Annotated in this window: 23 protein-coding genes; 11 read left to right on the top strand and 12 right to left on the bottom strand. The window is 38.3% G+C overall.

All coding sequences use genetic code 11. The features are described from left to right. Positions 1-26: 26 nt before the first annotated feature. Positions 27-1,370 carry an alpha/beta fold hydrolase gene (locus tag QLG01_RS03620; RefSeq protein WP_199943317.1) on the top strand — a complete coding sequence of 448 codons (1,344 nt, stop codon included), beginning with the start codon at positions 27-29 and terminating at the stop codon, positions 1,368-1,370. Between the two features lie 60 nt (positions 1,371-1,430). Here the strand turns inward: QLG01_RS03620 and QLG01_RS03615 are convergent, their stop codons facing one another. From QLG01_RS03615 to gshA, 6 genes are all read right to left on the bottom strand, one after another. Then, on the bottom strand, positions 1,431-1,970 hold the full coding sequence (locus tag QLG01_RS03615) for a hypothetical protein (RefSeq protein ID WP_199945569.1): 540 nt from the start codon (positions 1,968-1,970) through the stop codon (positions 1,431-1,433). A 38-nt stretch (positions 1,971-2,008) separates the two neighbouring features. Then, complete coding sequence (locus QLG01_RS03610; RefSeq protein ID WP_199945571.1) at positions 2,009-2,368, bottom strand: lysozyme inhibitor LprI family protein; 360 nt, start codon at positions 2,366-2,368, stop codon at positions 2,009-2,011. Next, a complete protein-coding gene (locus tag QLG01_RS03605) occupies positions 2,361-3,956 on the bottom strand; it encodes a pesticin C-terminus-like muramidase (RefSeq protein WP_282495862.1) in 1,596 nt (531 codons plus the stop codon). Before QLG01_RS03605 ends, QLG01_RS03610 begins: the two co-directional genes overlap by 8 nt. Positions 3,957-3,959: 3 nt before the next feature. Then, complete coding sequence (locus QLG01_RS03600) at positions 3,960-6,836, bottom strand: type VI secretion system Vgr family protein (protein WP_282495861.1); 2,877 nt, start codon at positions 6,834-6,836, stop codon at positions 3,960-3,962. 164 nt (positions 6,837-7,000) lie between these two features. After that, positions 7,001-7,516, bottom strand: coding sequence for a disulfide bond formation protein B (locus QLG01_RS03595; protein ID WP_004790111.1), 516 nt, complete (start codon positions 7,514-7,516; stop codon positions 7,001-7,003). 16 nt (positions 7,517-7,532) lie between these two features. Next, positions 7,533-9,110, bottom strand: coding sequence for a glutamate--cysteine ligase (gene gshA, locus QLG01_RS03590; protein WP_282495860.1), 1,578 nt, complete (start codon positions 9,108-9,110; stop codon positions 7,533-7,535). Between the two features lie 168 nt (positions 9,111-9,278). Between gshA and QLG01_RS03585 the strand changes: the two genes are divergently transcribed. From QLG01_RS03585 to QLG01_RS03565, 5 genes are all read left to right on the top strand, one after another. Beyond that, positions 9,279-9,818, top strand: a complete 540-nt coding sequence (locus QLG01_RS03585) for a DUF924 family protein (RefSeq protein WP_282495859.1) — start codon at positions 9,279-9,281, stop codon at positions 9,816-9,818. 59 nt (positions 9,819-9,877) lie between these two features. Then, positions 9,878-10,441: a hypothetical protein gene (locus tag QLG01_RS03580; RefSeq protein WP_016139827.1), complete on the top strand. Its 564-nt coding sequence runs from the start codon at positions 9,878-9,880 to the stop codon at positions 10,439-10,441. Between the two features lie 13 nt (positions 10,442-10,454). Then, the gene (locus QLG01_RS03575; protein WP_049837549.1) at positions 10,455-11,765 is read left to right on the top strand and encodes a DUF445 domain-containing protein; all 1,311 of its coding nucleotides are present in this window, start codon (positions 10,455-10,457) and stop codon (positions 11,763-11,765) included. 28 nt (positions 11,766-11,793) lie between these two features. Continuing rightward, positions 11,794-12,948, top strand: a complete 1,155-nt coding sequence (locus QLG01_RS03570) for a pyridoxal phosphate-dependent aminotransferase (RefSeq protein WP_282495857.1) — start codon at positions 11,794-11,796, stop codon at positions 12,946-12,948. A gap of 105 nt (positions 12,949-13,053) precedes the next feature. Continuing rightward, complete coding sequence (locus tag QLG01_RS03565; protein ID WP_282495915.1) at positions 13,054-14,421, top strand: MATE family efflux transporter; 1,368 nt, start codon at positions 13,054-13,056, stop codon at positions 14,419-14,421. A gap of 57 nt (positions 14,422-14,478) precedes the next feature. Here QLG01_RS03565 and QLG01_RS03560 read toward each other — a convergent pair whose 3' ends face one another. Further along, positions 14,479-15,312: an SDR family NAD(P)-dependent oxidoreductase gene (locus QLG01_RS03560; RefSeq protein WP_151767083.1), complete on the bottom strand. Its 834-nt coding sequence runs from the start codon at positions 15,310-15,312 to the stop codon at positions 14,479-14,481. 212 nt (positions 15,313-15,524) lie between these two features. Between QLG01_RS03560 and QLG01_RS03555 the strand changes: the two genes are divergently transcribed. From QLG01_RS03555 to QLG01_RS03540, 4 genes are all read left to right on the top strand, one after another. After that, complete coding sequence (locus QLG01_RS03555; RefSeq protein ID WP_151827703.1) at positions 15,525-16,196, top strand: TetR/AcrR family transcriptional regulator; 672 nt, start codon at positions 15,525-15,527, stop codon at positions 16,194-16,196. Between the two features lie 254 nt (positions 16,197-16,450). Beyond that, positions 16,451-17,161 carry a phosphate regulon transcriptional regulator PhoB gene (phoB, locus tag QLG01_RS03550; RefSeq protein WP_000650776.1) on the top strand — a complete coding sequence of 237 codons (711 nt, stop codon included), beginning with the start codon at positions 16,451-16,453 and terminating at the stop codon, positions 17,159-17,161. A gap of 9 nt (positions 17,162-17,170) precedes the next feature. After that, on the top strand, positions 17,171-18,529 hold the full coding sequence (gene phoR, locus QLG01_RS03545; RefSeq protein ID WP_151767084.1) for a phosphate regulon sensor histidine kinase PhoR: 1,359 nt from the start codon (positions 17,171-17,173) through the stop codon (positions 18,527-18,529). A 434-nt stretch (positions 18,530-18,963) separates the two neighbouring features. Next, on the top strand, positions 18,964-19,500 hold the full coding sequence (locus tag QLG01_RS03540) for a hypothetical protein (protein WP_282495853.1): 537 nt from the start codon (positions 18,964-18,966) through the stop codon (positions 19,498-19,500). A 111-nt stretch (positions 19,501-19,611) separates the two neighbouring features. Here the strand turns inward: QLG01_RS03540 and QLG01_RS03535 are convergent, their stop codons facing one another. Next, positions 19,612-20,808 carry an alpha/beta fold hydrolase gene (locus tag QLG01_RS03535; protein WP_282495851.1) on the bottom strand — a complete coding sequence of 399 codons (1,197 nt, stop codon included), beginning with the start codon at positions 20,806-20,808 and terminating at the stop codon, positions 19,612-19,614. A 241-nt stretch (positions 20,809-21,049) separates the two neighbouring features. Between QLG01_RS03535 and QLG01_RS03530 the strand changes: the two genes are divergently transcribed. Next, positions 21,050-21,811 (top strand): AcfC family putative adhesin, encoded by a 762-nt coding sequence (locus QLG01_RS03530; protein ID WP_282495850.1) that lies wholly within the window; start codon positions 21,050-21,052, stop codon positions 21,809-21,811. Positions 21,812-21,884: 73 nt separating this feature from the next. Here the strand turns inward: QLG01_RS03530 and QLG01_RS03525 are convergent, their stop codons facing one another. The 4 genes from QLG01_RS03525 to QLG01_RS03510 all read right to left on the bottom strand — a co-directional run bounded on the left by QLG01_RS03525 (position 21,885) and on the right by QLG01_RS03510 (position 25,780). Beyond that, entirely contained in the window at positions 21,885-22,304 is a 420-nt protein-coding gene (locus QLG01_RS03525; RefSeq protein ID WP_282495848.1) for a hypothetical protein, read from the bottom strand. A gap of 130 nt (positions 22,305-22,434) precedes the next feature. Continuing rightward, positions 22,435-23,655, bottom strand: a complete 1,221-nt coding sequence (locus QLG01_RS03520; protein WP_111855265.1) for an acetamidase/formamidase family protein — start codon at positions 23,653-23,655, stop codon at positions 22,435-22,437. 428 nt (positions 23,656-24,083) lie between these two features. After that, positions 24,084-24,935, bottom strand: coding sequence for an archaetidylserine decarboxylase (asd, locus tag QLG01_RS03515; protein WP_004790127.1), 852 nt, complete (start codon positions 24,933-24,935; stop codon positions 24,084-24,086). After that, entirely contained in the window at positions 24,932-25,780 is an 849-nt protein-coding gene (locus tag QLG01_RS03510) for a sulfurtransferase (RefSeq protein ID WP_192454662.1), read from the bottom strand. The genes asd and QLG01_RS03510 overlap by 4 nt, the downstream gene beginning before the upstream one ends. Between the last annotated feature and the right edge of the window lie 132 nt (positions 25,781-25,912).

The raw sequence follows: 25,912 nt of genomic DNA, 5'->3' as shown, positions 1-25,912 counted from the left end.
GGTTATAACGTATATGGGGAAAAGATATGCCGAGCTTAACACCACTACATGAAACTTATTGTAAATGGGATCGTACGCCACCGAGTCAGGCAGACGTACTAGAAGGTTTAGCTCAACTGTTCAGTACCAGCTTAAATGGTGTACATGAATTAATACAAGTTATTAATATTGAAGTATTAAAAAATGCTTTTGGTGTAAGCACACAAAATGCTAAAAACTTTCAAAAACGACCATTTGTGCAAAAGGCATATCAATTTTCTTATGGCGCTTTACAAAAATATGGTAGCCACTTTTTAGCGCCGAGTTTACGTCACATTATTGAAAAATATCCCACACTTCACGAAAAACCACTCACCCCGAGCTTACATTTTTTAGTCGGAATTTTGAATGGAATTTTTGGGGATTACCTACTTAAGCAACATAGTCCTCTCGCCTTACCAATGGTGCTATACGATCACTATGGTGCAATACAACAAGGGGAACTTGCAGGACGTATTGTAATTTTGGTTCATGGTTTGTGTATGAATCATCTTAGTTGGTCAAATGCACATTATGGTGGTATTGGGGAGCGTCTGTTAGCCCAGCGTGACCATAACACCATGCTGTATTTAAACTACAATACAGGTCGACGCATTTCAGCCAATGGACGCAGTTTTTCAAATTTATTAGAAGATTTGGTACAACGTAATCCAAGAATTACCAGTATTGATATTATTGGCCATAGTATGGGCGGACTGGTTTCTCGTAGCGCCTTGTTTTATGGCAAACAAAATATGTATCAATGGATTCATATGGTCGAGAACCTAGTCTGCATTGGCTCTCCACATCATGGTGCAGTGTTGGAACGCTTTGGCTTTACCATACAAGATAAACTCGGGGCCTTCCCTTTTGTAGGTTTACTCGGTCAACTGGTTAATATTCGTAGTAATGGCATTTTAGACTTACGCCACGGTAGCGTTCGTGATGACGACTGGGAATATATGGATGCCCGAATTGGCATGATGGATGATAACCGCGCCCCAGCTCCGCTACCTTCACATATCAATACCTTTTTAGTGGCAGGAACACTCGAATTTGAAAAAGTACGCAACAAAGCACTTACCGTAATTGGCGACTACTTGGTGAGTGTGAAAAGCGCGCTAGGCGAACATCCAAATCCACGTTTTCAGCTCAAAGTTCCAGACTCTCATAAAGCTGTGTTTTATGGCTTAAATCACTTTGAAATTCAGTATCACTCGAGTGTTGCAGAACAGATTACTCGCTGGCTATATCCTAATATTAATGATTATGTGCAAGAGGGTATTCAAACTCATATTATTGATATGCCGAACTATACGCTCGAAGATTTAGAAGGAATTGTAGAGACGTAAAAAAAGCCCAACTTAAGTTGGGCTTTTTAAATTTAAATTGTTTTCAAGATCATAAATCCATCAATAATTTTTATCTAACCATTTTTTAATTTCAGAAATGGTTTTATATTTATAATAGACTTTCCCTTCCGCAATCCCTTCAAAACCCTCTGCATTATTACCTAATATATTTGTTATATTTTTCAGATTTAAAATCTTATTTTCACTAATTTGATATAGGTTAACTTGATACATTTTTCCTTCTATTTGTGGAGTACAACAGTAATATGCTGAATTAATAGTAATCAATATTGGAGGTTTTCTTTTAGTTGATTTATAGATACTGATAGCTAAAAGTTTAGGACTTTCTTTAGCTGCAAAATCAGAGTAATCACCAACGAATATTTTCTTCTCTTGATCTCCAAAATAACCTTTAAGATATGAACCTTCTGAAGACTCACATATATAATTATAAAATTTATAATCATTTTTCTTAAATATATTTAATTTTATTTGTTGATCAATATTACATTGATCCCAGGCAAATAAATTATAACTATATGTTGCCAATAATAAGAAAACAGAAAAAATAAGGGTTATCTTATCATTTAAAATAATCATATTTTCTTGTCAAAAAATATTATCTAGCTAGAGGGAATTTAATATTTTTTTAAAAAAGAAATTCTTTCTTTTGTCATTTCAGTTTGACATTTTATAGCTTCAAAATGGCTCTCTCTACCATATTCATTTTCATCTGCAACGCATACAGCTTCCTTCTCTTTAATCCAGTCTCTTTGAGATTCTCTTAACTTTTCTTTATTTCCTTTAGATAGGTTTGAGATCTTTTTTTGATATAATGCATTCAATATTTTATCATTTTTCTTATAATCAGCTAAATAACAGTTCAATATGTCATTAAAAACTGTACTATCTGGAATACAAACTGAACCAACTTTATCTGCGAAGGCACATGAAGAAATGAAGATAGTTAAAATATAAATTTGGATTTTTTTATTCATAACAAGCACACTTTAATCCTTTTTCAAAAATATTCGCTTCTTCTCTTCGACGTTTGCCCACACCACTATTTCCTTTTGGTCCAGTTTTATTCCAAAGTTTAGACATATCTCTTAAAATACTAGGGATTTCTTCAGGCTTTTTATTTTTTAATGCGTCTTGAACTTGTCTCATATGCTTACGTGTTAAACCTTTTTTAGGGGGTTTTGGATCTACTAAACCTGGTCCTCTATTAAAAACTAAAGAAAGTAACACGCCTTGGCAATGTGGGTGTAAGGTTAGGGTTTCAGGATAAATAGATAATACCTGATTTGCATAACGTGTTTTTAATACAATTGCTAATTTCAATGCATTATCTTTAGTAATTGTAATATCTGATAACTTCTGTATAAGGTTATGGGCATTATTACCCTTTTTACCTTGTGCAATCATTAAACGCTCTATTTGATCTTTAGTATAAAATTTTGCTAAATCTTGTTGAATTTGTGATTTCGATTGTTGACCTAAATCATATCCTATAGCGATTGTAACCCCACTTGAATCATCACCTGGATGATAAGGTCTTGGCTCATATCTTTCAAATTCTAATATTTTTTTCCACATTTCCATCGAAATAATATAGGGTCCAGGTGTAGTATCAAATGAAATAGTCTGAACTACGCATTCAGATGGGCAATCTTTAGCCTTAACTTTCTTATTAATCTCTGGATCATTCTGTGCCGTACTGCCTTTTGTTATATCTACATCCAAATGGAATTCAACAGGGTTGTTTTTAACTCGTGTTGCCATATAGGTTTGTGTCTTTAAAGGCTTACCATCAGGCTTATACACCGTAAATTCTAGTTTCTGCCCTACCATGCTTTGTAATGGTAATTTTCCATTCGATATACTAAAAAGCTGTTTTTTACCATTCTCTACAACTAACATTTCCACATTAGTTTTTTCTACAATGTAGTCACTTCCATCTCGATCTAAAATTTTAATCGTAGATGCACTTTTAAATTTTTCATAAGGCTCATCTAATTTAATAAAATTTGGTTGGGAACTACCGTTAGCAGAATTTATTGAGCTTTTTAAAACAAATGTATCCTTTGATGTTAATACTAAGACCTCTATATCTCTATTAGGTGATGAGCATACTTCTACTATGCCTTCATCATTTGTATATTTATCGGGCGAATTTCCTTTACCTTTTGGTCGTGATTGAACAGGAAAGTTTTTCATAACTTTTCCATTCATATCAACAATTTTAAAAAAAGTGCTTACAATTCCTTTGATTGAACTGGTTTTCTTTACTTGTTGATATTCATCAATTGTTTTTGGCAACTGGACTTTAATAGGATTTTTTTCTGAGGAATGAATAGAAGAGTTGATCGTTTTAAATACTGTATAATCTTTTTGATAAGGAGGCTTTGCTAATATCTCAACAGTTCTATTTGGCGAAGCTTGAAATACAAACAGACCGAGCTTATCAGTTTTTTGGGTATTAGCATTTAATGAATCTTTATATCTAGATTGTACATTTAAGTTAATAATCTGCTTTCCAGATTTATCATAAAACTTAGCAGTAATAGTGACTAATTTACTCATTAATCAAAACTCCTCTTCTGTATAGACATCATCATTTTCTTCGTCATACAAAAGTGTTTCTTCTAAAAGCTCATCAATATTTTCACTATCAGGCATATTTTGCTTTAACTGAATATAATCAGAATTAAAAATCATTGCCGTAAAATCTTCTTCTTCAGGTGTATAAAACCGTAATGAGCTTAAATTATTTTTATTATCAAGCTCATTTTTATGGGTTTTTATAAGGCTATTATTCTTTTTATTTATAATAAATAGTTCTTTTTTATCTTTCGAATTTATATTCCAGTTATAGTTAATTTTATTACTAAAAGGTGTTTTTATAGTAGGTAAGCTTATCTTTGGAACAACAATATTCGCGCCGCTCATAAATAAATGCTGACCTGCCTTAACCTCAAGCTTGCCCCCAGTTACAGGAAAAATACCAGAACTATTAATCTTGAGTTGTGAGCCGTCCGCAGTGAGTATAATTTCTTTTGGGCTAATTATTTCGATTCTATCTTCTGTTGAAATAATCTGTATCCCTTTTCGTGCAATGATATCTGTACCATCACTTTGTGCTTGTAACTCAATTTTGCCCTTACCCGCATACATTCTTGCTCCATCTTGAGCTGCAAAAAAACTTATCTTATTTTGGGCATGAGCAATCAAATTCTTTTGAGTACTCAGGTTAATACTATCACCAGCAGTTTGGCTAATCTGTCCATCTGTACTCAGATGAATATCTTCATTACTTACAACCGCTATACTATTTGGCGCACTTAACACCATAATCGCTTGTTTAAATGCAGTAGCTTTATCTTTGTCTTGCTGTTCAATCTGATCTAAAAAGTTTTTTAAATGATCAAGAACTTCCAACGGATCTGTCTGCTGATTTTTAGCAACTTCACTTAGAGCTTTGCTGTTGTTTAACCCGCCTTCAAGCTGCTGTTTGGCTTCATTCGCATCAAGGTGAAGTCCTTGAGCTTGATCTTGTTTGTGAGTACTAATGTATAAACCGTTTCCAGCCCGCACAGCTCCCCAAGCATCTGTTCTAAGCTCAAAACCCTCACCACGACCTTGGCTCGTCGCTTGTTCTTTCGGATGGCTTAAATTACCTAAATTCAGTTGCGTCGCTGCATGACTACTTTGTAGTTGGGTACTGATTTGCCCTGTTGTGTCATCAAAACGTAATTGGTTAAAACCACTACCGCTGATTTCCTGACTGCGGATCCCGCTTAGTTTTTTAGTCGCAGGAAGCTGCCCTTTTACATCGAACTTGGTTGGCGAACGCTGCGCCTCATGGATACGCCCCGTCACAAATGGACGGTCAATATTGCCATCAAAGAAGTCTATGACAACCACCTCACCAATACGTGGTAAAAACCGTGCTCCATAGCCTTCGCCAGCCCAAGGAGTTAGTACATCAACCCAAGCCGAGTCAGTGTCGTTGTCATTGCTCCCTGCACCACTGTCATGTCCATGATCATCACTACGGGTAAATAGAAAACGTACTTTGATACGCCCCCATTCATCGACATGAATAGTCTCTCCCTCTGGCCCCACGACTTTCGCTCTTTGTGGGTAGGCAATTGGTCGATGCTGTTCTGGATGATATTCAGGTGCAGTTTTAATTTGACGGCGTATTAAGGTCAGCTCATTACCTTGGCGCTCAATATCTTCATAACCATGTTTATCCCAACGACTTTGGGTTAACAACTGGCTAACTTGCTGATGCAAATCTTTCGGTAGGTTATTTTGATTATAGAAATTTTTAGCAATAATCAGGAACTCTTGGTCAGCCCCTTCATGCTGATCAATTTCTGGATGCCCCTGTAGATTAAACCAATAACCAACTTGGCTATCACGGACACTACTATAGGCCTTAAAGTATTTGGCCTGACTTGCGTACATATGTGTGAAGTGCTGATTTAATTTTTCTAGCTGATTACCACTTGAAGCGGTAGCCTGATCTTCCCCTTTTAAATCTTGCATCCAAGCTGGGCTCATGTGCCATGCTTGTTCAAGGCTCAAACTCGCTGAATCAAACTGCTCTGAATGTATGTGTGTAGTAATAACTGAACCTACACCTTCTTCGTGTGCCAGAGCATCCGGTTGCCAACGCTGCACATGTACCGCTGTCGGCTGCAAAGTCCGCACTGCTACAAAACCTGTAATGCTATCTTGATATTCTGTTGCACTACTGCGGTGATAACGAATGCTGCGTCGCTCTAAAGCTTGGTACTGGCTATTTTCATCAATGAGTCTTAGTTTTTGAGCTTGTATTGGCGCAGTAAAATGCGGAACAAAAAGTTCTGACTCATCAATGAGCCAACTAATACCTTCACTTCGCCATAAACGTGTAAGGAAGTCATAGTCAGACTCATTGTGCTGCATGGTGAAAGGTCGAATATCATAGTTTTGACTTAACCCACTAAGATCAAGACTTAAACTTGTCGCAAAAAGCTGACTTTTTTCTTGCCACTCTTTAAATAAAATTTCCGTGATTTCAATAATACTTTTATTCATGAAAACACGGCTATTACGGCGTTTGTGCCATAAATTTGTCGCATCTTTTAAGGTCAGTTTATAAAGCGTTAAAGCACCGTCACTTTGGCCATAACTAGCTTCCGTTAAAATTCCTGTAGTTCGAAATAATTGTCCTGAATCGGTGACCTGATCAACAGCAACTTGCACTCCTATAAACTGCTTCAATGCAATTTGGGCACTCGTCGAAAGACAAATTAACTCAGCTTCAACTCCCCCATTTAGCTGGTGTTGGCCTTCGATACGCTGTAAAAAAACTTGGTTATTGAATAATTCATTAGAAAATTGCACGTGAATCGCGCGTTTCTGTGTACTTAACCCTATTTTTTCCAAAACATTAAAGATATTAAAAAACATTTTTTATAATCATAAGGATATAAAACGGCTGCACTTTATAAAAAACAGACCTATCTGTCTATATCATTATTCTTTTTTTCAATTTGTTTTTTTATAGTTTGATCAATTCTAAAACAATAAAAAAAGCCCAACATAATATTGAGCTTTTTTTAATCTGTTTAAACTTACTTTTTAGCAGTCTTAAACACTGGATAAAAACGGAACAACTGCCATAAACAGACCAGTAAGAGCAAAAGGAAATAAACTAACGACCAAACTGGTAAAGACTGACCTAAAAAGGTCCAGTCAATAGCTGCACACTCACCTGAACCAGAAAGCACTTCTTGCAAAACTGCTTTCATAGGTAAAGCATCAATTAAGTAATTTAAACCCGGTCCACAACTCGGTACTTGATCTGCTGGTAAGTGCTGTATCCACACATGACGCCCAGCCACACCTACTGACCATAAAATTGCAATGCCAGCCAAAAATGCATAAAAGCGTTTAATCGCATTGGAAACAGGGTTATGCAAAAAAGCGACGAGCGCCACAAAACCCATCGCCATTAAGCCAACACGTTGAAAAATACAGAGCGGACATGGCTCTAAACCTTTTACATGTTCCAGATACAACGCAAAAGACATGCCGACAATACTTGCTAAAACAAGTAGTCCACTCACCAAACGGTAACTTAATCGCATGTAAAACCTCGTTTTATTATCGATATTGTTCAAGATATTGATCAAAACTGACCCGAGTATCTTGCTCAAGTTGTTCTTGCTGCTGTAACGACTGTGCAGCCAATTGTTCAAAATGTTTCAAGGTTTCCACACTAAGCTCATGCTCTTCATAACTTTCAGCATGTAATTGCGCCATGTGGCTACCAAAACTCCAAGTTCCACCATGCTTTAACGTATCGTCAATAACATGGGCAGATAAAGTCTCATCAACTTCATCAATTCGTGCTTGCATGATCGCTAATGCGGAACCATACAAGTCCGTTGCATAGGTCTGATCGAGTAGCTGTGCACAATCTTGCATTTTTGCAATATATAAACGTGCCCAATCTTCGATGTGATATGACCCTGTTAAATCTGTAATGGTTGCGTTCGGTGCTCGACCTCGGTTTACCACCTCGGTCTGATTTTTCTCAACCAAGTCTTGCTCAGGACCTAACAAGTCTGGACTATCACTTAACAGACAATAAAGTGCTAACACTTCAAGGAAGCCTGCCGTTGTTTCATCAACGCCAATTGCCGAGTATGGGTTTACATCAACAGCACGTAGCTCAACATATCCCACTCCTCGATTTTTCAAAGCTTGAGACGGCGTTTCACCTTTTTGAGGCACCTGTTTTGGGCGTACGAGACTGTAATATTCATTCTCGATCTGCAAAACATGATCATTAATTTGCAGCGGCTCACCAGAGGCATCATTTAACCCTAAACGGCTAAATGGTGGGTAAGGAGAATGAACGGCTTTTTGTAAACCATCCAGATAGCCAGTCAAATTGTTGTAATGAATACCCAAGCTTTTTTGAGCTGAGTTTTGATAGCCCAATCGTCCCATACGGAGTGCTGTAGCATACGGTAAATAGTATGAACCTTTGATTAAAGGCAACAACTGATGTTTATGTCCAGTTAAGAAACAACGACATACTGTTGGGCTAGCGCCCACTAAAAACATAACTAACGGTGTTAAACGGATAAAATTACGAATAAGACCAAAATAACGATGGCTACGATAATCCTGCAAACTTAATGATTTTAATTGTTCGTCAGTTTCATGAGCTTGTAGCTCGGCAAAAAGCGTATCTGGAAAAGATAAATTGTAATGCACACCTGAAATGGTCTGCATACGGCGACCATATCGAATTCCCAGCCCACGGCGGTATAGTGTTTTAAAACGACCAATATTAGAGGTGCCATATTGTGCTAGACGAATCCGTTCTTCATTGTCATCTAACATACATGGCATAGATAACGGCCAGAGTTTCTCACCATTTTCTAAATGACGATGCACAACTGCATGAATATCGGTAAGCTCATTCAAAGCTTCACCAATGGTTGGCTTAGGTGAAGTAATAAACTCCATTAATGCTTCTGAATAATCAGTCGTAATTTGTGGATGTGTTAAAGCCGAACCCAATGCCTTTGGATGTAACTCTTGTGATAAGAACCCATTACTTTGCATACGTAGGCTTTCACGCTCTATTCCACGTAACATGCCTTGTAGTAGCGACGAATCCACCCAAGCAGGAATAACTGATTGAGAGGGTGTAGTGGGTTGACTCATGCATTTGCTCGCTTATTAAAGATCACTATATACAAAATCGTGAGATGATACGGCTATTTATATACTCACATCATTCCAGTTTGGCAATTTTTATCACAATCTTGTTATTTAAGACACGAAAGAATTGTGATTTTATTGAAGAATAATTGCTAAAGAGTTGTCAATATCATGAACGAACAAGACATTTTAAACTTCTGGTTTTCTCCTGAACACCGTTCACTTTGGTTTGCAAAAAGTGATGATTTTGACAAAAAAATTCGTGAAAATTTTTCTGACGTTCATCGACAGGCAACTCAAGCAGAACTGTGGTCTTGGCGAAAAACAGCGGAAGGCCGTTTGGCAGAGATTATTGTACTAGACCAGTTTTCTCGCAACATTTATCGTGATCAACCCGAATCTTTTGCCTATGACAGCTTGGCATTAGCTTTGGCACAAGAAACGATTAGCTTGCAACTCGACGCACAGCTTAATCCAGAGCAACGTTCTTTTTTATATATGCCGTTTATGCATAGTGAATCGAAGCTGATTCATGAGTTTGCCTTGAAACTCTTTCAACGCCTTGGCAATGAAATTAATTTAAGTTTTGAGAAAAAGCATAAAGTCATTATTGATCGCTTTGGACGCTATCCTCATCGAAATACCATTCTCGGGCGTGTTTCCACTCCAGGGGAAACCGAATTTTTATTAGAACCGAACAGTAGTTTTTAAAACTTCTTAATTTTTAATGCTGAGTCATCTATTTTTCAATGCTCAGCTGGGAGTTCATCATGAAATATCTCTCTCTTTGTTTAGCCTTAGGCACTGCCTTAACTTTAACTGCGTGTGCAACGACTCCAAGTAAACCAAGAACCTTTGATCAGCTTGGCCAGTTTTCAGCATATCCTCTAAATGCCCAAACGTTCCGTATTAGTTTTCAAGCCGACCCAAATATGAGTTATGGCAGAGCTGAAGAAATTACCTTGGTGAAATCAGCACAAACGACGATACAAAAAGGTTTCCGCTTTTTTAAAGTGCAAAATGATCCAAGTAATCAGAGCCAGAAACCACAACGTCAGGCTGTGGTTTATCCATCAGCTCCAAGCTTTTACCCATATGGTTATGGTCGTCGCTACCCAGGTTTCTGGCATGATCCGTTCTATGATTACCCACAAGTGGTCAATATCGACCCTGTTCAAGTGTCGTATACTATTGAATGTTATCGGGATCAAAAGCAGGCTCCACAGGATGCTTTTGATGCAACCTTGATCTTGAAATCAATCGGACAAAAATATGGATTGAGTCCGACAGGAGAGCTGTTGCCACCGCCTGAGCCTCCAGTAAAACAAAAATGAATAGGATAAATTTATGAACATGGCAGAAGAAGTTCACCACGTGCCCAGTCTAAAACGTAGCAAATATTTTGCTACTCTGGCGCTTATTATTGTCGTTGTGCTGTGGATTGCACTGATGGTGGCTGATCGTTTTCTGCCAGAGTACACAGGTTTTATTCATATTTTAATGTTAGGGGCAGAAGCCGGTGTAGTCGGTGGTTTAGCCGACTGGTACGCGATTACGGTTCTGTTTCGGAACCCATTTGGTAAGTTACCCATTCCTAAGTTTTTACGCGACCATACCGAGATTATTCCACGCAACAAAGCTCGCATTGCTGAGTCAATGGGTCGTTTTGTACAAGAAAATTTTCTTTCGCCTCAAGTGGTCGAACGAAGCTTAGAAAAAACGGACTTAAGCCTCGCAATCGGCCAATGGTTAGCAAGTCCACAAAACAATACCCAAGTGGTGCAGCTCATTCAGCAAACTGTTCCGAAAATTTTTGAGTTTGTTAGCCAAGATCAAATTGCCAATTTTGTGCAAAACAATAGTGTGCAATGGGTGCGTAATACCGAGGTCAATAAACTCGCAAGTGAAATGCTACGCGCGGTATTGGAAAATGATTTCCATCAAGACGTTTTACAGCGTGGACTCGATATCGCTCATGAATGGGTGGTACAAAACCCAGATAAAACCCGTGAATTAACCCGAAAAATGTTTAAAGCACTTGGTGTCTGGTCACTTGCAAAAGGCGCAAGCTGGATTGGTATTGATGTTCAACAACGTACCATCGATTCACTCGTTGAAAAAGTAGAATCGATGTTGGCAGACCCTGAACACCCATGGCGACAAGAAATTGAAACCATTGCCCACTCTCTCATGCTTGAGCTGGCAAAACCAGACAGCGTTGCTAGCCAACGTCTCAACAGCGGTAAAGATGCCCTTCTTGATAGCCCACAAGTCCTCAATTTCATCAGTGGTGCCGTTACGATTTTGTGTAATGCCATTAAAGAAGATTTAATGAAAGAAGACTCTGGCATTGCAATGAACCTAAGAGCTGCTATTCAGCAACTGGGTGAAAACCTTGTTCAAAATGCCAAAGTACGTGAAGTGCTCAACAAAGAAATGACAGGACTTGCGCTGACTTTTACAGATCAATATAGCCATAAAATCATACGCTATGTCAGTGAACGCATTCATGAATGGGATTCACGCGAAATGATCGGGAAAATTGAAAATGAAGTCGGTGGCGACCTACATATGATCCGAGTAAATGGCGTTGTAGTCGGTGCATTTATTGGTTTAACCCTCGGTGTAATTCGAGCAGTGATTGAATCAATTTTATAACTTTAAATATTTTTAATAAGAGAACAATATGCTTCAACTAGAGTCAAAATTGGCCACTCAAGGCGTGACTATTTTTAGTACCATGACGGCAATGGCACATCGTTTAGGTGCTCTCAACCTGTCGCAAGGCTTTCCAGATTTTCCGGCGCCACAAGCCTTACTGGAAGCTTTATCTCAGGCGACTTTAGCTGGGCACAATCAATATCCACCCGGTGATGGTATTCTCGGTTTACGTGAGCAGCTCGCTTTACAATTTCAGCAGCGTGACCAACTTCAACTTGACCCTGTAACGCAAATCACGATTACTCCCGGTGCAACCATTGCAATTTTTTGTGCCATACAGGCATGCATCAATGCAGGTGATGAAGTCATTATTTTTGACCCAAGTTATGACAGCTACGGCCCTTCTGTGCAATTAGCAGGCGGTAAAGCAGTTCATATTGCCCTACAAGCACCTGACTTTAAGGTGAACTGGCAGCAAGTTAAAGATTTGATTAATGACAAAACCCGTATGATTGTAGTGAATACTCCCCATAATCCAACAGGTACCATCTGGGCAAAACAGGATTGGTTAGAGCTTATTGCACTGATTCAAGATAAAAACATTGTGGTTTTATCCGATGAAGTCTATGAACACTTAGTCTTTGATGGTCAGCAACACTTTAGCGCATTGCATTTTCCAGAGCTCAGAGAGCGTAGTTTTGTGATTGGGTCTTTTGGGAAAACTTTCCATGTGACGGGCTGGAAAACAGGTTATTGCGTCGCTTCACCTGAGTTAATGCGTTTATTCCGCCAGATTTACCAATATGCGAATTTCTGTGGCACGACACCTTGTCAGATTGCCCTAGCGCAATATATGGAGCAACATCCGGAACATATTCAAGAGCTTTCACAGTTTTACCAAACTAAGCGAGATCGTTTTAATCAAGCAATTCACAATAGCCGTTTTTTACTAAAACCATCTCAAGGTACTTATTTCCAAAATCTTGATTACAGTCAGATTAGACCTGACTTAAACGATGTAGAAATGTGCCAGTTTCTTGCGGAGCAACATAAAATTGTGGCTATTCCTGTTTCGGTTTTCTACCAGCAAGCGCCAGAGTCTTTACGCTTGATTCGATTCTGCTTTGCTAAAAATGATGAGACATTGCAAAAAGCAGGAGAAATCTTGAATGAATGTTAATAAATTTAGAAACTTAGCATAGTAAAACACTACAAGAAATTTCATCTAAATATGCTAAGTTGAATGTCTGCCCCGCTCATCAAAGAGATGGGCGATGGAGAACACATGCCACCAAGACAGTCTTTAATTCACCAGCAAAATCTCTGGAAAACATTTTTCGTTTTCTTGCTCCCCCTCATTGCAACCAATATTTTGCAGAACTTGTCAGGGACGATTAACACCATCTTTGTTGGTCAAATGATGGGAGTTGATGCGATTGCTGCCGTCTCGGTTTTTTTCCCTATTTTATTCTTGCTCCTTGCTTTTATTATCGGGATTTCAACGGGTACTACTGTTTTAGTAGGGCAAGCGTGGGGCGCACAAAATATAGAGAAAGTCCAAAGTGTGGTCGGTTCTACACTGTTTATGACACTGATTGGTGGGGTAATTACCGCGATTATCGGCGTATTTTTTGCCCACGATATTTTAGAGTTATTGGGTACTGACCCAAAGGTCATGCATCTTGCTTTACCTTATGTGCAATGGATGCTGGCAGGTAGCCCGCTTCTGTTTGTTTATATTATTTATACCTCAATTTTACGTGGTGTAGGCGACAGTACCACGCCTTTACTTGCATTGGCATTAACCAGTGTAATTGGCTTAGTAATTACCCCGATATTGCTTAAAGGTTATTTTGGCTTACCCGCTCTGGGAATTATCGCTCCTGCAATTGCAACGATCACGGGTTATGTTGCTATTTTGATTTTTCTGGCAATTTATCTCAACAAGAAAAATCATCCACTTCGGCCGAATCGGCAGCTTATGCAACATATCCGTCACAATCCAGAACTGAGCAAAATCATTTTGCGCTTAGGCGTACCAACCGGCATTCAAATGATTACTACCTCAATGGCTGGCTTGGTTATTGTTGGGTTGGTTAACCATTACGGATCGCATGCTACAGCAGCGTATGGTGCAGTGAATCAGGTGCTCAACTACATTCAGTTCCCTGCCTTGTCTATCTCAATTGCGGCTTCAATTTTTGCAGCACAAGCGATTGGTGCTGGCAAATCAGATCTGTTAGCACGGGTAACCCGCACAGCTTTGGGAATGAACTTTTTATTTACAGGTACCTTAATTGCACTCGGCTATCTATTTTCAAAATATTTAATGGCTTTGTTTATTACCGACCCAACTGTGGTGGTGTTAGGACAGCAACTTTTATTTATTGTACTTTGGGCAATTTTATTCTTTGGTGCAGGTGCCATTTTTGCATCGATCATGCGTGCCAGCGGAACCGTGACTGTCCCAATGCTACTTAATATTTCTGCTATTTTATTTATTGAAATTCCATGTGCTTACTGGTTTAGCTCAATATGGGGCCTTAAAGGAATCTGGGTTGCTTATGCCTTGGCATTCGTTAGTTTATGTATTATTCAAGGCTTGTATTACCAATTTATCTGGAAGAAAAAGAAGATCAAAGTTCTTATTTAGAACTAACTAAACCACATAAAAAAAGCCATCATTTGATGGCTTTTTTACGTTAAAAAATTACTTCATTAATTTGGTCACAATGGTTGAAGCACGTTGATATCCCGTTGGGAATAAACGCTGGAATGCATCAAGAATTTTTGCATCACTACCAATCAATAAACGGCGTTTATTTTTTAATATCGCTTGTAAAATTTGACGAGCTGCTTCTTCAGGTGGAGTACGTAGTAGCTTGTCAAAGTTTTGGATCGATTTAGTCGGGTCCATACCCAAACTATTCAAGCTATCACTCATTTTTGCAGATTTAGCAATGTTGGTGCGGATTCCACCTGGATGTACGCACAACGAGCTTACACCACTTTTTTCAATATCCAACTCTTGGCGTAATGATTCGGTAAAACCACGTACAGCAAATTTAGTCGCGTTATAACCAGACTGAGTCGGTTGAGCAGTCAGACCAAATAAGCTGGAGATGTTAATAATATGGCCATCTTGAGTTTGCTTAATGAACGGTAAAAACTCTTTAGTACCGTACACGACACCCCAGAAGTTAATTCCAACAATCCACTCTAAATCTTCGTAGGTCGCACCTTCAACAGTTGAGCCTAAAGCAACACCAGCATTGTTAAAAATCAGGTTAACAGAACCATGATCTTGCACAGTTTCTTGTGCCCACTGCTTTACCGCGTCCCGATCCGACACATCAAGCTTTTTGGTGGTAACAGTAATATTGCTGTACGGTTTTAAAAGCTCGACAGTTTGTTGTAATCCTTTTTCATTAATATCACTCAACGAAAGATGGCAGCCCTGTTTTGCCAAAAGAATTGCTAACTGTTGCCCAATGCCAGAACCTGCGCCCGTAATTGCAGCGACTTTGTTTTTAAAATTTTTCATTGTCCATCCTTTGTTTTTCGATATTTGCACAACCGGTTCATTGCATGTGCAGTTCAGACATCTTCAATATAATTTTGACAATATCCATTGTCAATATAGTACACTGTAATTTCAGATAGAATGGCACAATTCTTCTGAGAGCTTTATCATAGTGAGCATATTTGGCCAAAACCTATAAATTAGGAAACCAATCTTTAGGAAACGACTTATTTATGACGACTAACGACTCAACCAGTAAAAAGAAAACAAAAAGTGTGAGTAAAGAACGTCAGTTCAAAGGGTTATCTCTATCTGAACGCAAAGAGGCGCGCCGCGAAAAACTGATTGAAGCAGGTATTGCGACCTACGGAACACTCGGTTTTTTTTCCGTGACGGTAAAAGATGTATGCCAAGAGGCAAAACTCACGGAACGTTATTTTTATGAATCATTTAAGAAGAGTGAAGATTTATTCCAAACCATCTTTTTGAAAATGATTGAAGAATTACAGCAAAATCTGATGCAGGCCGTGATTAAAGCGGCACCCGACCCAGAAAAAATGGTCGATGCTGGTTTAAGAGCACTGCTGACGACATTAAAAGATGACCCAAGATTAGCTCGTATTATCTATGTAGATGCAGTTTTGGTACAAGAGTTACATAATCAGGCCACCATTCAAGAAACACTTGCGCAATTTGATCGTATGATTCAAGCCTTTGTTATGTTGACCATGCCGCAAATTCAACACCATGAAAATGAGCTTTCTTTAATTGCAACTGGCTTAAATGGATATGTCACTCAAATTGCAATTCGATGGGTCATGGGAGGGTTTGAGCAGTCGCTTGAGCAGGTTTTAACCGCATGCCGCATCGTTTTCTTATCTTTATTAGCGCAAGTTTCAAAATAATATTAAAGTTTTTTGACAGCCATAAATGTGCAAAACAAGCTAAGCCATTAAAGTGATAACCTATTGAATGATTTTAAGAAAATTAAAGTCTTCATGTCACAATTTGGTCATACCTTTGCCTTAGTTTTGTCACAAATTATTGCTAAATTTAATTTTATAGACTTTTCTGCAATGAAATTGTCATAATTAATCTTTGTAATAAGCCTGTCATAACTACAAAACGGTTCACCGTTAAATCTATAGGATATTGCGCTGTGAAAGATGACTATATTTTAATTGTCGATGATGAGCTTCCTATTCGCGAAATGATCCATACGTCTTTGGACATGGCAGGCTTTCAGTGTTTACAGGCAGAAGATGCCAAACAAGCTCATCAAATTATCGTCGACCAACGTCCGGCGCTTATCTTGCTTGATTGGATGTTACCTGGAGGCGTAAGTGGTGTCGATTTATGTCGCCGCTTAAAACGAGATGAAAACCTAGCAGAAATTCCGGTCATTATGTTGACTGCTCGCGGAGAAGAAGACCACAAAGTACAAGGTCTTGACGCAGGTGCAGATGACTACATGACTAAGCCTTTTTCAACACGTGAACTGGTTTCACGTATTAAGGCAGTTCTGCGTCGTGCTAATGCATTAAGTGGCGAAAAAACCATTGATGCCAATGGCTTAATTCTTGATCCTGTAAGCCAGCGTGTTAGCTTTGGCAACAGCATTTTAGATATGGGTCCAACTGAATATCGCTTACTTGCATTTTTTATGACCCATCCAGAGCGTGCATATACACGTGCCCAGTTGCTCGATCAAGTGTGGGGCGGTAATGTATATATTGAAGACCGCACTATCGATGTGCACATTCGCCGTTTGCGTAAAGTTTTAGAACCTTTTGGTGTTGACCGATTTGTTCAGACTGTACGTGGAACAGGCTACCGTTTCTCAACACGTGCAGATTTAGCCGCAGGTTAACCAAGATTTATGTATGAACCTTACCCCGTCCCCGAACAGGTACGTGAACAAAAACTTTCCCGCTACAGTAGTTTATGGACGTTTGCCAAACAAGATTTACGGCTCTTATTATTTTTTCTAATTATTGCCGGTTTAGTCGGTTTAGGCCTTGGGTATTTCTGGAGCTGTATTTTTATCGCCTTCGTGGTGTTTTTTACACTCCAGTTGCGTTCTTTATATCTGGTCAATGACTGGATTGCGAATAAGCCTTATGACGTTCCTCCAAATCTTAATGGGATTTGGGGGGCATTATTATTTAATGTTTACCGTGCTCAGCGCCAAGAACGAATTGTTCAGGCGGAAATGGTCGGTTTGATTGACCGTGCACAGTCATCTTTGGTTGCACTTGCTGAAGCCGTTGTTTTAATTGATGACCAACATCAAATCGAATGGTGGAACCCTGCTGCTGAACGTTTGTTAGGGATCAGCCCACTTGACCGCGGTCGTAACTTATTAACGATTTTACGTCAGCCGACCTTTATTGAATATTTTAACAATATTGATCAGGCACCCGACGGGATTAAGCTTCACTCAAATTTTGATGATGACCGCTATGTACAGGTTAAGCTCACACGATTTGGTGGAGAAAGTCGCTTATTGGTGGCTTACGACGTGACTCGTATGCACAACCTTGAACAAATGCGTAAAGACTTCGTCGATAATATCTCTCATGAGCTTCGTACACCTTTAACTGTACTAAGTGGTTATATCGAGACATTTACCGATCAGGAAGATATTAGTCCGCGCTGGAAACGTGCGTTTGATCAGATGCAGTCACAAACCAAGCGTATGAATGCTTTGGTGAATGACTTACTGCTGTTATCGAATTTAGAAAATAATAAGAAAATTGCAAAAAATCAGATTATTGAAATGCCGAGTTTAATGAGTCAACTCTTTGATGACGCTCAGGCCTACAATGCCGATTATGGACACACGCTCAATTTACACATTGATAGCCACTGTGACCTAATTGGTTCTGACATGGAAATTGCTAGTGCATTTAGTAACTTAATTACCAATGCCATTAAGTACACGCCCAAAGGTGGAACCATTACCATTGGCTGGCATGATGACGGTGAACATGCGTACTTTAGTGTACAAGACACAGGTATTGGGATTAACCCAAAACATTTGCCACGACTAACTGAACGCTTCTATCGTGTTGACAGTGACCGTAGTCGCCAAACAGGTGGTACAGGTTTAGGTCTTGCGATTGTAAAACACGTGCTGATGCAACACGGCGCGTATTTAGATGTGCAGTCTAAAGAAAACGAAGGATCAACATTTACCGCAGTTTTTCCTAAAGAAAGACTATATAACATGGCTTAAAAAGTATTCATTCCACATAAAGGGTGGATATTAAATAGACGCAGTGAAAGATACTTAGCCATTTTTTATATATAATTTATTATGGACATGATTTTAATTTTTTGTCATTGATAATATCAAATATAACCTATGGTCAGCCTATATAAGTTATTTAATAAATCTTCTTTTTCCTCGTATCTATTTCATAGATTAGAATTTATGAAATAGATATACTAACTGTACTTTTAAAATACAAAACCACCCAATTTATACAATATATATAATTAATATCATTGATAATTTAAAAAATGGTTAAAAATAAAAAACACCATTTAAACTAATTATTTAACAGTTTTAAAAATCACTTTCATTTTTAAATAAAATTAGTATTATTAACTCGCTACAAAAAACTTAATCCATAAGAACAGCTAACATAATAATTAAGCGAGGCTTAAATGACTATTAACCCTGTAGAAATAATATCGAATAATGTAGAAATAACTGATTGCTTTATTCTCGGTTTAAAAAGTGGAGAATCATTAAAAGTAAAAGTTCTTCATATTGATAAAGATCAACAGACTATTCTTGTATCAATTCGTGTATTCATAGAAGGTGAATCAATTGGACTAATCTCTTTTGATAAAATTGAGTCACTTGAGCCAATCGAAGAAGAACCTTATATAGAAACTATTGATGATCAATTAAGACGCATCCCTATGGGCAAGTATTTAATGGTTTGGGGACATTTTGGTGGTTCAATAAATGTACGTTGCGAACAAGGAGAACTTAAAAGTATTGATTGGAAGCACCGTACAATACTGTTGCGCAGCAGAGTTTATGAAGGCCGGGAAGATACGGTGTACATTGATAAAATTGATTCTATAGATGAGTCACGAGAAGGCTCAGGAGCACGAGGCCCAGCTGTAGCCCCAGACTGGTACAAAGGTGCTGATGGAAAATGGCGCAAAAATGGACGTGAATATGAAGGCTGATTTTAACGCAGTTTTCCCTAAAGAAAGACTGTATAACCTGACCTAAAGTCACCCCTTCAAATATAAAAAGCCGACTTATGAAAAGTCGGCTTTTTTAGCATTTAAACCAATTTACTTAGAAGTCGAGCAATAGGACTTACTTTGGTTTTTCTCTATTACATTTAAAAAGTGAGTAGCAAAAGTATTGCTCTGGCGTAGTGCATCACGATGATCTCCACCATCAATCGTTTGATATACCGTTGGTTTTTTTAATTTACATAGCTGCTGATAATAAGCAAATGTCCCCCTCGGGTCGACTAAATGATCTTTAGAACCCTGAACAATCATTAATGGTACGGTAGGTACCATATTTTCAATCGACTGTTGTTTTAGATAAGCCAAGAGAGGTTTTAAATCAGCATCAGAACGAAATATGCTAGAAGGAGATTTCTTTAAATCAGATTGAAGTTCAGATAAACAGCGGCTGCGCGCTGGGGTCAGCACCGCGTTCATTTCTGGACTGACTAAATTCTCAGGAACTATGCTCGGCTCTGCTGCTTGTGCTCCTAATAGCACAATCGGGAAAAATGCTGCCACACTTGGTTCTGGGTTTGGATTACTCTGCACATATTCTGCAATGCCTTCATATTGATAGCCGCCTGGCGCAAGAGCAATTGCCCCTTTTAAATCTAGTTCAGGTGCATCTTTTTGACCATAGGCGGACACTGCAATCGTCGCAGCTCCGCCTTGACTGTGCCCCATCACCAACCACTGTTTATTAAAGCTCTTGGGCTTAAGCACATGTAATGCACGCACTGCATCGACTACCGTATGCAGTTGGCTCTTTGCATTCATATAAGGATGCCCACCTGGTGTACCTAAGCCCTGATAATCAGGTGCAACAACTGCATAGCCACGTGCAAGCCAACCATCTAAAGCTTTAGAAGCAACTTCTTGGTATGAATGAACTGGCCCTCCAACATAATCACCCGAAGGTGCACAAGTATCAGCAACTCCAGTCGTGCCATGCGCCCAAGCCAGTATCGGCCAGCCATTTTTTGGCGGAGTGCCTTTCGGTAATAAAATAAAAGCCGATGCCACAATGGGCTCGCCCTGAATCCCTCGACTACGATAATTAACTAACAAACGCTGATCAGCATGAGGAAATAAATCCGTCACATCTTGCTGTTCTAGAGACAGTATTGAACCCGGTTTATCGCTCACAATTTGCTTACCCAAATCTGTAATGGGAGCAGCCATAGCAGAACCAGAAACCAAACAAGCGCTGCTAAATAAAATTTTTAAAAAAGAATTACTTTTTTTAATCAAGGGATTACTCCTCTATTATTTACAATATATCTATTCAAATAATCAATTTATAAAATATAAATTACCATAAAAACTTCTATAGTTATATTTACTTCAAAAGAATTTACATTTATACAGTCACTTAAAATCTAATTAAAATATATTTTAAAGAAATGTATTATAAGTATCGTTGCAAAAATTAATCCCGTTTAAATAATAAAAAATATATGCTGATATTTTCTTAATTACTATAGCGATTAAAATGTTAAAACAATATAAATTTATACCGTACCTGATTTGTCTTATTCTCGGTTCTCTACCTATCCATAGCTTTGCAGATGTACAAGTGTATGGTCCTGGTGGACCAGCACCCGCCATGAAAGAAGCAGCCAAACAATTCACCAATAAAACGGGCATAGCAGTCCATGTAACGTCTGGGCCTACTTCTCAATGGTCTGACAAAGCGAAACTAGATGCAGATGTTATATATAGTGGTTCTGAAGCCATGATGTCTGATTTTGAAAATGCTTTTTCTGAACAAATTATAAAAGACTCGGTGGAACCTTTATATTTACGCCCTGCAGCCATTTTAGTACGCAAAGGAAATCCTAAAAATATTAAAGGATTTAAAGACCTAGCTAAATCTGGCGTTAAAGTTTTAGTTACTCATGGTGCAGGTCAGGTTGGTATGTGGGAGGATATCGCTGGTAGAACTGGCAATATTCAATTATCCAAATCTGTTCGAAAAAATATTGCCACCTCTGCAGCTAACACAGGAATTGCCAAGAAAAACTGGGAAGAAAATAGTAGCTATGATGCTTGGTTAGTTTTTAATATTTGGGGAATTAGTAACCCAGATGTTGGGCAAATTATACCTATTGAACCAGAGCTGGTTGTCTATCGAGATACAGGTGTAGCCTTAACCAAGCATAGTTTAAAAGATGCTAAAGCTAAACGTTTTGTAGAGTTCTTATCATCTCAGCAAGGTAATACTATTTTCAAAAAATATGGTTGGACTAAATAGTTAAAAAAGGGGAGCGTAGCTCCCTTTTCTTTTTTAAAATTATTCACTCTAGTTCACTTAAAATATATTCATTTCAAATTAAATATACTCCAACAGCATATAAACTTCCCAGTATTAAACAAAAGGCTGAACTGATATACCAAAATAAATCACTATTACCGACAAATTTTGACTTTAACCATGGAAAAGCCAGACCACGGATAAGAAAAACCGCTGCAACAAACAACAAAATAAGTTTAGTAAATGGTAATACCTGTATTCCCTTTGCTGCAAAGAAAGCATAAGTAGCACATACCTTTAGAATTAACCCCACAGCTATAGCTGTAAAATTAGGATACCAATGCCCTCTTTCGACCATCTGGACAATACTTTTCCCGGCCCCTAAAAACCGAAAACCATTTGCCCCCCAGAACACACAAACAAAATGAAGTAATGCGGCACAGAATGTTAATAATGCAGCAATATAAAGTAGAGCGTTCGGAAGTGAGTGCATTAGATTTTATACTAATAAATATGTGTGATATTTATTATACTTAATTATAAAATATATAAAACTTATTAATAGTTAAAATAAAATTAACTTGGTATTTAATATTTTAAATACCAAGCTTGGGTCATCTCAATTATTTACTCTCAAACTCTTTAAAATCAGCTTTTCTAATTTTTGCATGGATCCCTTTGGTTTTATCTACTACTTGTGAAACTTCAAAATCAGTTGCGGCACTTAAATAAGCATACGCTGTTGCTTCATCAATACCGTATTCTTGGTTTAAGAAACGAATGGCTTCACGTGTAGACTTTTTCATCGCTTCATCTAAATCTTCATCAAGACCCGGTGTAATCCAAAACTCAGCATTTTCAGCTAAAGGTTGTTTTAGCTCTTTGCCCGGTATTTTATCTTTACCTGCTTTGAGCAAAGTAAATTTTAGTGTCGCACGTGCTGAAGCTTCGAGTGCAGTTAATGCTACTTCACCATCCCCTTGCGCAAAATGACTATCACCCGTATAGAATAATGCGCCTTTGACCTGAACAGGATAATAGGCTGTTGAACCTGCACCTAGTTCATTAATATCAATATTTCCACCATACATTGCAGGGGGTACGGAGTGAACAGGCTCAGAAGTATTGGCTGCTACCCCCATGATTCCCATAAAAGGATAAAGTGGGAAACGTATTGATTTACCCGATTCTGTTTTTAATACACCTTCGTACTCACCTTTAGCATTTTTTTCAATTGGTGTGAAAATTGAGACATTTCCATAGCGTTCAGGATGCTCAGCCGATGCATTTTCTTGCTTTGCTTTTTTTGGAAATTCCCCGACCAAAGCACCTTTACCATGTCGATTTGAAATAACACCGTAAGGTACACGCGGCTCAACTTTAAGTACCTCAACTTTCAAAATATCACCGGGCTGTGCGCCTTCAATTGCAACAGGACCTGTCACAATATGTGGCCCATCTTTATGAAAATCATGCTTTAAATTTGACTGTGTAATTGTTTTTGCATCTTCCAAAATTTCATTAGATTTGACACCTTTCGATTGAAAGAACTTTTCAGCATTACGCCCTTGGTCTTCAAGCAAACCTTCATGAGAAACCGTATCAAATGTCACAACACTACCCGATGGAACAGTAAGAACTGGTTTGGCATCCCGATTCGGTAAATAACCCCATGTAATAGTATTTAAAGTAGATGGAACGTAATAATTACCTTTATATTCGCCACTTTGAAGTTGAGTAGGCTGTTTTGAAATTTGATTTAAAACTTTAAAATCATTGGCATGGCTGAGTGAAATACAAAGTACAGATAAAACCGAAGCTGTCAGGCGTTTAACTTTTAACATGATTTCAGAACCTAAAAAATATGAAAATTACAGTAAGGTCCTGAATATTTAGCAAGCATTGTGCCAAGGCTAAGGGCTGTGCAATATCTAAAAAAGCACCTCATATTTATAAAATTAAATAATTTTTTTAAATTTAATAACTTATCTTCAAATAAAATTAAAATTACGACTTAAGTCTAACTTAAATATTTCTTTCTATTTTTATTTATTAATTTTCAATCATATTAATATTTTTGCTCTCTCCAGATACATATTTATGGACTAGCTTCTATAATGTCCTATTTCAGATCACTTAATAATAATTATATTTCCATATAATATAAATACAAACATAGTTATATATTTTACCTTTATATAATTTAAATAAAAAATAAACCCTGAATAATTAAAGTCAGGGTTTACTAATTTTATAGTGGTTATATCGTTTACTAAACTGTATGTCCCATGCGCTCGCCCATTACAACCACAGACTCAGCTTTAAAACGTTGTTCCCATTCGATCTTATCTTTTTCAAATAAAATAACTGCGGTAGAACCTAAATAAAAACGTCCAAGCTCAGCACCTTTCTCTAGCTTTAATTGATGATGCTGTAATTCGATACGACCTGAAGGTTTCACTTTACCTGTCGCCACAGTTTCAATACCAGCAACAATCATTGCACCCACTAACACAACAGCCATACGGCCAAGTTCAGTATCAAACAAACACACCATGCGTTCATTACGGGCAAATAGTCCCGGTACATTTTCAGCCGTCACCTGATTTACCGAAAATAGCTCACCAGGTACATACAAAGTTTCAGTTAATGTACCTGCAAACGGCATATGAACACGGTGGTAATCGCGTGGAGATAGATAGACCGTCGCGAACTCACCTTCTTGGAATGGCTGAGCAAGTTGTGGGTCGCCAATGAGTTTCTCTACAGAAAAGCTTTGGCCTTTTGCTTGAAATACTTCACCCGCAGTAATTTTACCAATCTGAGAAATAGCACCGTCAGCAGGTGAAACAATGCTATCTGCATTTTCGTCAACGAGACGCACGCCATCTTTTAAAGCACGAGTAAAAAAGTCATTAAAAGATTTATATTTTAGTGCGTTGCCTTGTTCAGCAATCGATAAATCAATCCCATATTTGGTTTTAAATGCATGAATAACAGCAGTTTTCACAACTGGATTTTCACTCGCAGCAACTTTACCTACCACACGACTCAATTGGTGCTGTGGTACAAGGTTTTGTGCCTTAATAAATAATTCTTTTTTTAATCGAGATGTGAAACTCACGACGGTGATTCTCCAGTAATAATAGGACTATCGAGGCGATTGCCCCATTCACTCCACGCACCATCATAGGCTTTTGCTTCCCAGCCCAAGAGCCTAGCCAAAATATAGGCCAAACCGGAACGGTGATGTGACTGGCAGTACACAACTACAGGTTGCTGTAAATCGAACCCAAGTTGTTCAAGGCGCTGCCGCGTGCGTTCAAGCGGATGCAATTTTAGATGATTTTGACGATTAAGTGCAGTACTCCATTCAAAATGGAGTGCATTTGGAATGTGACCGCCGCGTCGCGCTGCTAAACGGATCCCACTATATTCATCACTCGTCCGGCAATCCCACAATTGAACATTTTCTTGTTCTACTTGTTTGCGTAGCTCTTCATAGTTCACACGAAACTGAGCGGCATGCGACAAATCAATCTGAATTAAGTCTGCAACAGGAGAAACTTCTTCGACTTCTGCTGTCGTTGGTAACCCTGCTCCTAACCATGCATGGATACCGCCATTAATTAAACTGGTACGGGTGAATCCTAAGCAATGCAAATTCCAGATTAAACGTCCAGCCCATGCTCCACCTTCATCGTCGTAGACCACAACATGATGATTCGGTGAAATATTCAATTTCTCAATCAGTGCTTGTAAACCTGCTTCATCTGGCAAAATGCCAGTGGCTTCTTCATGTTGAGACACTAACCATTTTGGTTGTAAGTGAATAGCATGCGGAATATGAAGTTGCTCATAAACAGACGCACGGCTCAAATCTACAATGCGAATATATTCATTGCCTAAATAAGGCACTAATTCTTCTGCTTCTATTAATAAATCGAGTTTAAAATTCGGGAGTGTCATCGTCATGGTTTCTTTTTATACCAGCTTAATTTCATATTAACATAAGCTTATATCTAACAAACTCTGATTTTCTGCAACTCTTTAGCAGAAAATCAGATATCAGCATTCTTACTTTTAAAAATACAAAATAGC

Source organism: Acinetobacter sp. V89_4 (assembly GCF_029967875.1).
GTDB classification, from domain to species: Bacteria; Pseudomonadota; Gammaproteobacteria; order Pseudomonadales; family Moraxellaceae; genus Acinetobacter; species Acinetobacter oleivorans.
Note: the sequence above shows the minus strand (reverse complement) of the source record. Positions and strands in the feature narration are given on the sequence as shown.

Coding starts and splice junctions, on each gene's coding strand:
- QLG01_RS03570 (WP_282495857.1), top strand. CDS start 11,794: ATGCTTCAACTAGAGTCAAAATTGGCCACTCAAGGCGTGACTATTTTT.
- QLG01_RS03575 (WP_049837549.1), top strand. CDS start 10,455: ATGAACATGGCAGAAGAAGTTCACCACGTGCCCAGTCTAAAACGTAGC.
- QLG01_RS03585 (WP_282495859.1), top strand. CDS start 9,279: ATGAACGAACAAGACATTTTAAACTTCTGGTTTTCTCCTGAACACCGT.
- QLG01_RS03560 (WP_151767083.1), bottom strand. CDS start 15,312: ATGAAAAATTTTAAAAACAAAGTCGCTGCAATTACGGGCGCAGGTTCT.
- QLG01_RS03600 (WP_282495861.1), bottom strand. CDS start 6,836: ATGTTTTTTAATATCTTTAATGTTTTGGAAAAAATAGGGTTAAGTACA.
- QLG01_RS03520 (WP_111855265.1), bottom strand. CDS start 23,655: ATGTTAAAAGTTAAACGCCTGACAGCTTCGGTTTTATCTGTACTTTGT.
- QLG01_RS03530 (WP_282495850.1), top strand. CDS start 21,050: ATGTTAAAACAATATAAATTTATACCGTACCTGATTTGTCTTATTCTC.
- QLG01_RS03555 (WP_151827703.1), top strand. CDS start 15,525: ATGACGACTAACGACTCAACCAGTAAAAAGAAAACAAAAAGTGTGAGT.
- QLG01_RS03565 (WP_282495915.1), top strand. CDS start 13,054: ATGCCACCAAGACAGTCTTTAATTCACCAGCAAAATCTCTGGAAAACA.
- QLG01_RS03540 (WP_282495853.1), top strand. CDS start 18,964: ATGACTATTAACCCTGTAGAAATAATATCGAATAATGTAGAAATAACT.
- gshA (WP_282495860.1), bottom strand. CDS start 9,110: ATGAGTCAACCCACTACACCCTCTCAATCAGTTATTCCTGCTTGGGTG.
- QLG01_RS03525 (WP_282495848.1), bottom strand. CDS start 22,304: ATGCACTCACTTCCGAACGCTCTACTTTATATTGCTGCATTATTAACA.
- QLG01_RS03620 (WP_199943317.1), top strand. CDS start 27: ATGCCGAGCTTAACACCACTACATGAAACTTATTGTAAATGGGATCGT.
- phoR (WP_151767084.1), top strand. CDS start 17,171: ATGTATGAACCTTACCCCGTCCCCGAACAGGTACGTGAACAAAAACTT.
- QLG01_RS03605 (WP_282495862.1), bottom strand. CDS start 3,956: ATGAGTAAATTAGTCACTATTACTGCTAAGTTTTATGATAAATCTGGA.
- QLG01_RS03510 (WP_192454662.1), bottom strand. CDS start 25,780: ATGACACTCCCGAATTTTAAACTCGATTTATTAATAGAAGCAGAAGAA.
- QLG01_RS03610 (WP_199945571.1), bottom strand. CDS start 2,368: ATGAATAAAAAAATCCAAATTTATATTTTAACTATCTTCATTTCTTCA.
- QLG01_RS03580 (WP_016139827.1), top strand. CDS start 9,878: ATGAAATATCTCTCTCTTTGTTTAGCCTTAGGCACTGCCTTAACTTTA.
- QLG01_RS03615 (WP_199945569.1), bottom strand. CDS start 1,970: ATGATTATTTTAAATGATAAGATAACCCTTATTTTTTCTGTTTTCTTA.
- QLG01_RS03595 (WP_004790111.1), bottom strand. CDS start 7,516: ATGCGATTAAGTTACCGTTTGGTGAGTGGACTACTTGTTTTAGCAAGT.